Here is a 9,690-nt window from a genome sequence, read left to right on the forward strand (position 1 = left end):
CTGATAGTCGCGCATGAGCATTCGATATCTCAAAGAGCGGCTTCGCGACGTACCGGGCATCGAGACGTTGACGATGCAGATGCTGGCGGGTCGGCAAATCTACAGCTTCGTCGGTAGGGTTGTTGCGGTCGACGCCGCTGCATCTGACGCCGAAGTGATGACCGCAATTCGCGCGGCCGTTTCGAGCGACGCGATTGCACAGATACCAGCTGGCACCCCAGTAGCGACCGCAAACAGCGAAGGCGCGCCAGCAGCGGAGGATTTTGTAAACCCTCCGCAAGCGGGAGAGGCCAGCCCTGTAAGCGGAACCTCTCCCGCATCAATACCCGCAGCGAGCACAGAAGGGACGGCGGGGGAGGCGACATTGATGGCCTCTCCCGCTGGCGCTGCGACTAACACCGTGCAGGGAGGGACGGCGACCGCGGATGTAACGGCGCCGTCCCAGTCTGCCTCTCTCATCCCGCCCGTCAACGTCCCGGCCTCTGCGCCGGTGACTATCCAGCCTCAGGCTCCCGCCATGACAACTCCCACCAAGCCAGGCGCTCATGCGCTTACGGTCAAGGACGTGCTGGCGAGCCATGGACAGAAGCTTGATCAGATCCTGCAGGCGCAGATCGCCAAGCTCCAAGCGACGCTGAACAGCCAGGTGGACACAGTCGTGGCTGGTACTGACGCGGTCATTGCTCACGCTGAGAGCCAGACCGCCGAATTCCAAGCGATCCTTGGTCAGATCTCGAACATCCCCACCGAGTAATCCCGAAACGTATCAAAGCGGTACTAATTCAGAACAATGGCTTTCGAGAAGGGCAAATCTGGGAACCCCGGGGGCAGGCCAAAGGCCAAGCCGTTCCGTGACGCGCTCAACATGGAGCTGGCCGCGATCGGTGAGGATCACAAGGCTTTGCGCGCCATGGCGAAGAAGCTGATCGACCGCGGCATGAAGGGCGATCTCGCGGCCATCAACGTGGTCGCCGACCGGCTCGATGGGAAGCCGGCGCAGGCGATCGAGAATGCCGAGGGTGAGGCCTTCAACGTCGTCAGCCGGATTGAGCGCGTGATTGTCCGGGCTGAGAATGCCAGCAGCGAGGCGCCGACTGAATGACGCTTCCGGCAACCATCAGTGAGCGGCGCCCGCGACCGCCGGCTGACCTGGCCGAGGGAGCCGGCACGGCTATTCCATTCTGGCCGGCGCCGGACTTCGCCGCGTGGATCTTCGACACGTTCATCAACGAGGGCGCGCCGCTGGAGAATGCCGAGCATGCACACCTGCGTGAGGCGTCCATTGGCGTGCTCTGGACCGGCGTTGAGAACTCCAAGCGGCAACGGACCATCGTGGGCCGCGCCGAGCTCGGCGAAACCATCGGCGGCTCAGACCCGTGGTCGAAAGGCCGCGCCGTTCAACAGCTTGAGGGATGGTTCGGCCTCGTGCCGGATTTCATCCTGACGTTCTCGGCTCCCTACGCAGACCAGGCGGATGACGCGACGTTCTGCGCTCTGGTTGAGCATGAGCTTTCGCACTGCGCGCAAGAGCGCGACGCCTACGGCATGCCGAAGTTCCGGAAGTTCGGCGCCCCGTCGTTCTGTATGCGCGGGCATGACATTGAGGAATTCGTGGGTGTGGTCGCGCGCTACGGCGCAGATGCATCTGGCGTGCGCGCTCTGGTCGACGCGGCCAATGCGGGCCCGACGATCGCCGCCGCTGACATCACTTTCGCTTGTGGCAACTGCCAACGATAGGAGAGACCTGAATGGCACCCACGCAACCCGCCGCGCCCGAGCCCGATTCGCTCGCCGAGGCTATCGCGAAGATAGCCGGCGGTTTCGACCGCCTGCAAAAGAGCGGCCTCAACCGCAAGGCCATCGTCATCCTGCTCAACGATTGGACCGGCGTCGGTAAGCGCGACATTGAGCGCGTCCTGTCCGGGCTCGCCGATCTGCCCAAGGTCTATTGCAGGCCGCAGCGATGAGCGTTGGACCTCACGCCGGCGGCCTTCTGATCTTGGCCTATTTGATTTTGATCGGCATCGCGGTGGGCGCGGTGCTGCTGTTCACGTAACGCCGCTAGCGCGTTGCTAGCAACATGAAAGCAGGGGGATAGCAATGAGCTCCAACCGTCACACCGTATCCATCACGCTCGCCGTGGCTGCCACTGTGCTCGCGCTTGCCGATAAGGCATCTGCCAGCGTCTCGTTCTACCTCCTGGCTGGCGCGATCGAGATCGTTGACGCGCTGTTGGTCGCCCGCGCGCAGGATCGGTGAGTGCGTGAGCTGGCTGATTGACCACGCGATTGCAATCGCGGTCGTGGTCGCTCTGTTCGACCTCGCGAGAGGTGTGTGGGGCGTCGCCGAGGCGCTGCGGAAGCTCGGGGACGAAGACTAACCGGCGCGGGCGCGCCATCGGGGGACTATGAAGGCCAATGCAGAGACTGTGATCTACACGCCGGGGGCTGAGGGCGGCTGGATGGCTACTGGCCATTCACGGCCAGAAGCTGAATTCAACTATGCCAAGGCCGTCATCAGCGAGGTAGTGAGGCCTGCGCTTTATCGCGTCGTCGCTCAGTTGAAGGTGGACCAACACGATTGCGGCGAGCATCAGCGCTCGTTCGCGGTCCATTGAGGGCGCCGATGCATGATCGCCATGCCCTTCTAGATCGAATCGAGCAGCTCGAGGGCGTGCTCGGCGTCGACCGCAGCGCCACCGGCCGCATCCGCGAGGCCTTCGGCATTGAGCCGATGCTCGCCCAGGTGCTCGGGATGCTGCTCGCCCGCGAATTCGTCACGCGGGATGGCCTGTACACCGTGCTCTATGAGGATCGGCCCGAATGCGAATGGCCGGATGAGAAGATCCTCGACGTCCAGATTTGCAAGCTGCGCGCGCAGCTTAAGAAGCGCGGCCACAAAATCAGCATCGTCACGAAGTTCGGCGAGGGTTGGTCCATCCCTGCTGTCGACAAGATGAAGATCCGCGCCGCGATCACGCGCAAACCGGATGCTGACGGCCTTCCGGCTGTCACGGACGCGCCGCCGCTCGCTCCCGCGGGAGCTCAAGGCAAATCATTGAAAGAGCGCCGCATGGCGTTCCTGGAGGGCGCGTGATGTTCTTCCGCGATTTCATCCGGCCGTTCTTCGACGCGCGCGCGCTCAAGCGCTATCCCGTGGAGGATCTTAGATCGGGCCGGCGCGCTATCGACTTTGATGAATTCGAGCGTCGGCGCGCGGCCGACAAGCGCATTCCCGCCGACGTCTGCGAGCTCAAGCGGGACGATGAGCCAACGCCCTGTTGGTGGCCTTACTGCAATTGCGGGGAACGATGACACCGCGCTGCACCACCTGCCACGGCCACGGCGAAGTGGTCATCAGCATCACCGGGGAAGTCCGCCCGCCGAAGCTCGGCGAGGCCACCACGGACGATTGCCCGACATGCGGCGGTACCGGCGCGGCGCCTGGCGCCCGTGATGAGCTGGTAGCGCTCGATGGCGTGACGGAGACCGCTTGACCACACTTCGCCTGCCCACCGCTGAGGTATTCGAGCCGCTGTTGAAGCCGGCGCGCTACAAGGGCGCGTATGGCGGCCGTGGCTCGGGCAAATCCCATTTCTATGCGGAGCTTGCGGTTGACCAGGCGCTTGGCTTCCCGGGCGAGAACGCCGGCGAGGGGCTGCGCATTGTCTGCGTCCGCGAGGTGCAGAAGGACCTTTCGCAGTCATCCAAGCTCATCATTGAGGACAAGATCCGCAAGATGGGCCTTGGCGCGGCCGATGGCTTCAAGATCTGGAAAGACCGGATCGAGTTTCCGGGCGACGGCATCGCCATTTTCAAGGGCATGAACGACTACACCGCCGAGTCGGCCAAGTCGCTCGAGCGGTTCAAACGGGCGTGGATTGACGAGGCGCAGACCCTTTCGGCGCGATCGCTCTCGCTGCTGCGGCCGACCATTCACCGCTGGGCCGGCTCCGAGATTTGGGCGAGTTGGAACCCGACGCGGAAGAGCGACGCGATTGATGAGTTTCTCCGCAATCCGGCTGGGCTGCCGTCCGGCGCCGTTGTGGTGCAAGCTAACTGGCGCGACAACCCGTTCTGGAACGCCAGCGCCGAGGAAGAGCGCCTCACCGAGCTGCGGCTCTACCCCGAGCGCTATCCGCACACCTATGAGGGCGAGTACGCCAAGGCATTTGAAGGCGCCTATTACGCCAAGATGCTGGCGGAGGCCGCGATGCAGAAGCGCATCGTTGCGAACCTCTCGGTTGAGCCGCTACTCCCGATCCGCGCCTATGTCGACATCGGCGGCGCCGGCGCGAACGCTGACGCCTTCACCATCTGGATTGTGCAGTTCGTCGGCGATGAAATCCGGGTTCTCGACTACTACGAAGCCCGCGGGCAGGTGCTCGCCTATCACGTCGACTGGCTGCGCAAGCATGGTTGGGAAAAGGCTCACATCTATCTGCCGCACGATGGCGTGAATTCCAACGCCGTCACCGGCAAGCGGTATGAGGACCATCTCCGCGAGGCCAACTTTCAGGTGACCGTCATTCCCAACCAGGGGAAGGGCGCCGCCGCGCAGCGCATCGAGGCTGTCCGCCGCCTCGGCCCGAAATACCGCTTCCATGAAGCCAACACCGAGGCCGGCCGCGCCGCGCTCGGCTTCTACCACGAACGAAAAGACGAAGTCCGCAACGTCGGCTTGGGACCGGAACACGACTGGTCCAGCCATGGTGCGGACAGCTTTGGCTTGATGGCCGTTTGTTACGAGCCGCCGGCGACCTCAGCCAATTTCAACAGGCCGCTCAACTATGTGGGTAAGGGATGGCGATGACCGCAGAGCAAGTACGCATGTGGCTCGAGTTCGAGAAGACGAAACGGGAAATCAAAGAGGCGCTCTGGCAGGTGCCGGCCGATATAGACCGCGCCAAGGTGCTGATTTCCAAGAAAATGGGCATCCTGATCGCGCTCGATGAGCGCCCGGTGAAGCTCAAGACGCCGGTCATTCACATCATTGAGCCCGATAGCGACGCGCTAGCGGCTTGATAGCGGGAGAGCAGCAATATGAAGCCAATCCAAACGGAACACACGAATGCGGTTCTCGGTGCCCCGCCAAACTGGGACGCCGAGGCGAATGGTCCATGCGGTGGCCTTCCGGTGCTTGTGCAGGATGAGGGCGGTTTGCCCGCGTTCTATTCGTACTGGCGCCCGACATGGCGCGAGCGCTTCGAAATTCTGTTCGGGCGACTGATTCGACTTTGTGTCGTCGGCCGCACGCATGCGCCGGTCCATCTCGATACCGAGCTGATTTAACAACCGCGCTGGCCGGACGCCAGCACCCTTCAATCTAAGAGGAATATTCAATGGTACACGCATCGCAGCAGTCTGTTGGCTTTACGAAATACTCGCCGTCTGAGACCGAACAGAAGAGCTTGGAGAACCGCGCCTGCGGCGCCTCCCGCGAATGGACCGTCGCCGAGCTGATTGAGAGCCGCATCGCCGATCACAGCGCAAGACTGGCGGCGTTGAGGAGCCTCTCCGATTCGCTGCCCGCCTCCTTCCTGAATAGTGGCTCGTCCCGCATCAGCGCCCTCCTCAAGTAGGTATCGATCCAAACGATCGATCCAACCGCGCCGGGCGGCTCCCGGCATTCTCTCTAATATTGGAAGTGAATATGACGACACACGTCACAGTCAGCGTGAACGGCCGCTACAAGGCCATCGTTCATCAGGTCTACGGCAATGGCGCCACGTCCGGCCCGACCGTCGTTCATGGCCGTTACGAAGGATCGCCGAACCCGTCCGGGGAGCACACCTTCTATCTGTCTCACCCGGCGCATTCGACCTTCGTGGTGCACGAAGAGTATCTGCGCGAGGAAGCCGTGCAGGCCTCAAAGAATGAGGTGCCCGCGAATGGCTAACGTCATCATCCCACCGACCGTGGGTCGCGTCGTCTGGTTTCGTCCCAGCGAGTTTGACCCGATCACTCGCTGTGACCAGCCGCTTGCGGCGCAAATCGCTTACGTCTGGAACGATCGTCTGGTCAATCTCGGCGTTCTCGATTCGAACGGCGCGCCGCACGGCCGCACTTCGATAACGCTGATCCAGGCGGGCGAAACTGCGCCCGAGGGCGCCAGCTACGCCGAATGGATGCCCTATCAGCAGGGGCAGGCAGCGAAGACGGAAGCCGCGGAGGCCAAGGCCGCTGCCGTCGCGACCGATACCGCAACTCAGGGCGCTGGCGCGTCCGGTGCAGAGAGCACCGAGGACGCCAATGCATAGCTTTGGCATCGGCCGCGCCGTCAAGGAGATGCAGGAGGGGCGGGCGGTGCGCCGGGCCGGGTGGAATGGCAAGGGCATGTTCATCGTGCTCATGCCGGCGCTCCAACTGCCGCCCTACAATACGCAGGGCACCGAGCGAAAGGTCAACGATCGCACCGCGAAGTGGATCGGCGAAGATCAGCCGCTCGACTGTCAGCCCTATATCGCGATGTACACCGCGGCGAAGCAGTGGCAGCCCGGTTGGTTGTGCTCGCAGGCCGACTTGCTCGCGACCGATTGGGAAGTGGTCTAGCCAGCCATGAAGCCCGTCAAATCCTCCACCATCGAAGCGGTCGGGCATGATCCCGACCGCAAGGTGTTGACCGTCCGTTTCAACAGCGGCGCGACCTACACCTATGAAGGCGTATCCGCCGATCAGCACTCCGCACTTATGGGTGCAAAGAGCGTCGGTACGCACTTCTCGCAACACATCCGCAACCGCTTCAAGGCCACCAAAGCCTGACAATGGCGAAAATGGACACCTTGACGGTTCAGTCGCTCGTCGGCTCCCAGCGAGCCGACGCGCTGGCTGCCATGAGCGCGGCGCAGCTCGCTGAAGAGCGCGCCCGCGCCATGGATTACTACCTCGGCAACATGGACGAGGACATGCCGCCGGAAGATGGGCGGTCGCAGGCGGTGTCAACCGACGTTTCCGACACGATTGAGGGGCTGCTGCCGCAGCTCATGGATATTTTCGCCGGCTCTGATGAGGTGGTGGTTTTCGAGCCAGTTGGGCCCGACGACGAAGACGCCGCCGCACAGGAGACTGATTACGTCAATCACGTCTTCATGCAGCAGAATTCTGGCTTCATGGTGCTGTATTCGCTCTTGAAGGACGCGCTCCTCTCAAAAGTCGGCATCGTCAAGGTTTGGTGGGACGAGCGCGAGGAAGAGCAGCAGGATACGTTTTACGACCTGTCCGAGGATCAATTCGCGCTGCTCGCGCAAACCGTCGCCGAGTCGGATGGCCAGCTCGAGATAGTCGAGCACACCGCACATGACGGCAGCGGCAACCCGATCAAGAGCGAGGCCACATCTTGAGCGAAATCAGGGGCGCTGTTCGCCCATTCTGCGTTGCCATCGACTATGACGATACGTTTTCAACGTGTCCGGAGACGTGGGGCAAGGTCATTGAGGTGTTGCGCCAAGCTGGCGCGCGCGTGTTCTGTGTGACCTTCCGGCGCCCGGATATGGTTGTCACCGACTTCCCCGGCGAAGTGTTCTACACGGCCGGCCGCCTCAAGGCGGACTTCATGCATGACCTCAAGCAGGATGTGCATGTGTGGGTTGACGATCGGCCCGAGCTCATCGGCGAAAACCCGGAGCGCCGCCGGTTCCGGGAAATCCTTAACGAGGCTGTCTGATGGCTGCCAATCCAGCACAATTGCCCGTTCCTGCCGCGTCCGGGGTTCCGATCCCGCCGATGGCAGCCCCATTGCAGGGGCAAATTCTCCCCCCGGCGCCGACGTTTCATGACGTCACAGTGCGCTCTACGCGCAAGCTTGCCCGCGTCAAGGTGATGGGCGTTCCGCCGGAAGAATTCGGCATTGAGCGGGGCGCGCGCACCATCCAGGAGAGCAATTACTGCTTCCATGACGTTGTGACGAAGACTGAGGCCGAGCTCATCGGCGAGGGCTTCGACGCCGAGCAGGTCAAAGGCCTTTCGTCTTACACCGGTCAGACCGATATCGAGACGCTCGAGCGCGACACGGTCCAGGAACACATGTTCCAGACCAACGATACCAACAGCGCAGCGCGCCTCATCAAGATCACCGAGCATTATGTTCGGCTGGACTATGAGGGGAACGGGCGCCCCGGCCTCTATCAGGTCGTGACTGGCGGCGATCAGGGCGAGATCCTCAGAAAGGACGGTAAGCCGTCCATCGAGCGATTCGACGCGATGCCGTTTGCCGCCACGTCGCCTATTCCGATGACCCACCGCTTTATCGGCCGATCGGTGGCCGATGTGGTGATGCCGGTCCAGCGTGAAAAGACCGCCATGAAGCGCGGCGCGCTGGACAACCTCTATCTGCACAACAACCCGCGTGTTGAGGTGTCAGAGCAGCACGCCGGCCCGAACACGCTGGATGACCTGTTGGTGTCGCGCTCGGGCGGTGTGGTGCGCGTCAAACAGCCTGGCGGCATCAATTGGCAGGTGGTCCCTGACATCACGGGGTCAATCTTCCCGGCGATGCAATATCTGGACGCCGAGCTTGAGACCCGGACAGGCCTGACGAAGCAGGCGCAGGGCATAGACGCCAACGCGCTGCAAAATCAGTCGGCGACGGCGACGGCGCAGGTATTCTCGGCATCGCAGATGCGCATCAAGCTGATGGCGCGCATCATCGCCGAGGGTGTCCGGGACATGTTTTCGCTCGTGCACGCCACCATTCGCAAGCACGGCCAGCAATCCGAGACGGTGAAGCTGCGCCGGCAGTGGGTCGCTGTCGACCCGCGCGAGTGGAAAGAGCGCGACCACATGACCATCAACGTCGGGCTCGGGACCGGCGGCAAGGCGCAGCAGTTCGCGCAGACCATGGCAATCGCCAACGTCCAAAAGGAGATGGTTGCGGCTGGCAAGGTCAATATTGTTGGCGATACCGAGCTCTACAATACGGCCTGCGAGCTCACCAAGATCATGGGCCACAAGAACGCGAATCGGTTCTTCAAGGATCCTGCAGCGAAAGACCCGCAGACCGGGCAGCTCCTCAACCCGCCACCGCCACCGCAGCCGGACCCCAAGACGCAGGCCATTCAGGCGCAGTCCCAGGCGACAATGCAGGAGCAGCAGCAGCGTTCCCAGCTCTCGCAGCAGGAAACGCAGCTCGAGGCCCAGTTGGCGCAGATGAAGGCCGAAATTGACGCGAAGCTCAAGCTGCTAGATGCGGCGATAAACGCGCGGGCGGCCGATCGTACCCACCAACATGACCACGAACGCCATCAAATCGGCGTGGCGCATGACGTGCTGGGCATCATCGCCCACGCGCACGCCCACGATACGTCGATGGCGCAAAAGCATGCCGACCATGAGGCGAGGCAGGCTCAAATGGAGAGCAGTGCAGCCAATGCAGATTGACGAACATAAGGCCCTGCGCGACGCCGCGCGCGCAGCCAAGGCCGCAGCAGTCCTCAATGACGAATTGATTTCCGAGGCGTTCAAGACGCTGGAAGACGCTTACGTCGCGGCCTGGCGCTCCACCACCATCGAGAACGTGTCAGGCCGGGAAAAGCTCTTCCTCGCCATCAACGTCATTGGGAAGGTCAAAGAGCACCTTTCCCGGGTCGTCGCCGACGGCAAGCTTGCGGAAGCGGACCTCCGCGCCCTGGCTCAAGTCGGCGAGCGCAAAAAGGCCTGGCACGAAGTCAGGTAGCCCGAAACTTTTTCACAAGCC

General features: G+C 62.5%; 20 protein-coding genes. All 20 read left to right on the forward strand.

Going from position 1 to position 9,690, the window contains the following annotated elements; translation table 11 throughout:
• The first annotated feature begins 13 nt into the window (after window positions 1–13).
• The 20 genes from FNJ47_RS02830 (at window position 14) to FNJ47_RS02925 (ending at window position 9,669) form a co-directional block, all read left to right on the forward strand.
• A complete protein-coding gene (locus FNJ47_RS02830) occupies window positions 14–754 on the forward strand; it encodes a hypothetical protein (RefSeq protein ID WP_163150435.1) in 741 nt (246 codons plus the stop codon).
• 36 nt (window positions 755–790) lie between these two features.
• Window positions 791–1,102, forward strand: coding sequence for a DUF5681 domain-containing protein (locus FNJ47_RS02835; protein WP_235999374.1), 312 nt, complete (start codon window positions 791–793; stop codon window positions 1,100–1,102).
• A complete protein-coding gene (locus tag FNJ47_RS51005; RefSeq protein ID WP_235999376.1) occupies window positions 1,099–1,737 on the forward strand; it encodes a putative metallopeptidase in 639 nt (212 codons plus the stop codon). Before FNJ47_RS02835 ends, FNJ47_RS51005 begins: the two co-directional genes overlap by 4 nt.
• A gap of 11 nt (window positions 1,738–1,748) precedes the next feature.
• A complete protein-coding gene (locus tag FNJ47_RS02845) occupies window positions 1,749–1,967 on the forward strand; it encodes a hypothetical protein (protein WP_163150437.1) in 219 nt (72 codons plus the stop codon).
• A 133-nt stretch (window positions 1,968–2,100) separates the two neighbouring features.
• Window positions 2,101–2,259 carry a hypothetical protein gene (locus tag FNJ47_RS02850; protein ID WP_163150439.1) on the forward strand — a complete coding sequence of 53 codons (159 nt, stop codon included), beginning with the start codon at window positions 2,101–2,103 and terminating at the stop codon, window positions 2,257–2,259.
• A gap of 148 nt (window positions 2,260–2,407) precedes the next feature.
• Window positions 2,408–2,617 (forward strand): hypothetical protein, encoded by a 210-nt coding sequence (locus tag FNJ47_RS02855; protein ID WP_163150441.1) that lies wholly within the window; start codon window positions 2,408–2,410, stop codon window positions 2,615–2,617.
• 56 nt (window positions 2,618–2,673) lie between these two features.
• Complete coding sequence (locus tag FNJ47_RS02860; protein ID WP_163150443.1) at window positions 2,674–3,096, forward strand: helix-turn-helix domain-containing protein; 423 nt, start codon at window positions 2,674–2,676, stop codon at window positions 3,094–3,096.
• Window positions 3,096–3,314, forward strand: coding sequence for a hypothetical protein (locus FNJ47_RS02865; RefSeq protein WP_163150445.1), 219 nt, complete (start codon window positions 3,096–3,098; stop codon window positions 3,312–3,314). The genes FNJ47_RS02860 and FNJ47_RS02865 overlap by 1 nt, the downstream gene beginning before the upstream one ends.
• A gap of 178 nt (window positions 3,315–3,492) precedes the next feature.
• Window positions 3,493–4,812, forward strand: coding sequence for a phage terminase large subunit (locus FNJ47_RS02870; RefSeq protein WP_163150447.1), 1,320 nt, complete (start codon window positions 3,493–3,495; stop codon window positions 4,810–4,812).
• Window positions 4,803–5,024 carry a hypothetical protein gene (locus FNJ47_RS02875; protein WP_163150449.1) on the forward strand — a complete coding sequence of 74 codons (222 nt, stop codon included), beginning with the start codon at window positions 4,803–4,805 and terminating at the stop codon, window positions 5,022–5,024. Before FNJ47_RS02870 ends, FNJ47_RS02875 begins: the two co-directional genes overlap by 10 nt.
• Before the next feature lie 18 nt (window positions 5,025–5,042).
• On the forward strand, window positions 5,043–5,291 hold the full coding sequence (locus FNJ47_RS02880; RefSeq protein ID WP_163150451.1) for a hypothetical protein: 249 nt from the start codon (window positions 5,043–5,045) through the stop codon (window positions 5,289–5,291).
• A gap of 50 nt (window positions 5,292–5,341) precedes the next feature.
• Window positions 5,342–5,581 (forward strand): hypothetical protein, encoded by a 240-nt coding sequence (locus FNJ47_RS02885; protein WP_163150453.1) that lies wholly within the window; start codon window positions 5,342–5,344, stop codon window positions 5,579–5,581.
• Window positions 5,582–5,652: 71 nt separating this feature from the next.
• Window positions 5,653–5,898 (forward strand): hypothetical protein, encoded by a 246-nt coding sequence (locus FNJ47_RS02890; RefSeq protein WP_163150455.1) that lies wholly within the window; start codon window positions 5,653–5,655, stop codon window positions 5,896–5,898.
• Complete coding sequence (locus tag FNJ47_RS02895; RefSeq protein ID WP_163150457.1) at window positions 5,891–6,259, forward strand: hypothetical protein; 369 nt, start codon at window positions 5,891–5,893, stop codon at window positions 6,257–6,259. Before FNJ47_RS02890 ends, FNJ47_RS02895 begins: the two co-directional genes overlap by 8 nt.
• Entirely contained in the window at window positions 6,252–6,551 is a 300-nt protein-coding gene (locus FNJ47_RS02900) for a DUF2829 domain-containing protein (RefSeq protein ID WP_163150459.1), read from the forward strand. Before FNJ47_RS02895 ends, FNJ47_RS02900 begins: the two co-directional genes overlap by 8 nt.
• A 6-nt stretch (window positions 6,552–6,557) precedes the next feature.
• A complete protein-coding gene (locus FNJ47_RS02905; RefSeq protein ID WP_163150461.1) occupies window positions 6,558–6,761 on the forward strand; it encodes a KTSC domain-containing protein in 204 nt (67 codons plus the stop codon).
• An 11-nt stretch (window positions 6,762–6,772) separates the two neighbouring features.
• Window positions 6,773–7,339, forward strand: coding sequence for a portal protein (locus FNJ47_RS02910; RefSeq protein ID WP_235999378.1), 567 nt, complete (start codon window positions 6,773–6,775; stop codon window positions 7,337–7,339).
• The gene (locus tag FNJ47_RS02915; RefSeq protein WP_163150464.1) at window positions 7,336–7,662 is read left to right on the forward strand and encodes a hypothetical protein; all 327 of its coding nucleotides are present in this window, start codon (window positions 7,336–7,338) and stop codon (window positions 7,660–7,662) included. The genes FNJ47_RS02910 and FNJ47_RS02915 overlap by 4 nt, the downstream gene beginning before the upstream one ends.
• Window positions 7,662–9,374 carry a portal protein gene (locus tag FNJ47_RS02920; RefSeq protein WP_235999381.1) on the forward strand — a complete coding sequence of 571 codons (1,713 nt, stop codon included), beginning with the start codon at window positions 7,662–7,664 and terminating at the stop codon, window positions 9,372–9,374. Before FNJ47_RS02915 ends, FNJ47_RS02920 begins: the two co-directional genes overlap by 1 nt.
• Window positions 9,364–9,669 carry a hypothetical protein gene (locus tag FNJ47_RS02925; protein WP_163150466.1) on the forward strand — a complete coding sequence of 102 codons (306 nt, stop codon included), beginning with the start codon at window positions 9,364–9,366 and terminating at the stop codon, window positions 9,667–9,669. Before FNJ47_RS02920 ends, FNJ47_RS02925 begins: the two co-directional genes overlap by 11 nt.
• The last annotated feature ends 21 nt before the right edge of the window (window positions 9,670–9,690 follow it).

It is taken from the genome of Bradyrhizobium uaiense (assembly GCF_010811875.1).
GTDB classification, from domain to species: Bacteria; Pseudomonadota; Alphaproteobacteria; order Rhizobiales; family Xanthobacteraceae; genus Bradyrhizobium; species Bradyrhizobium uaiense.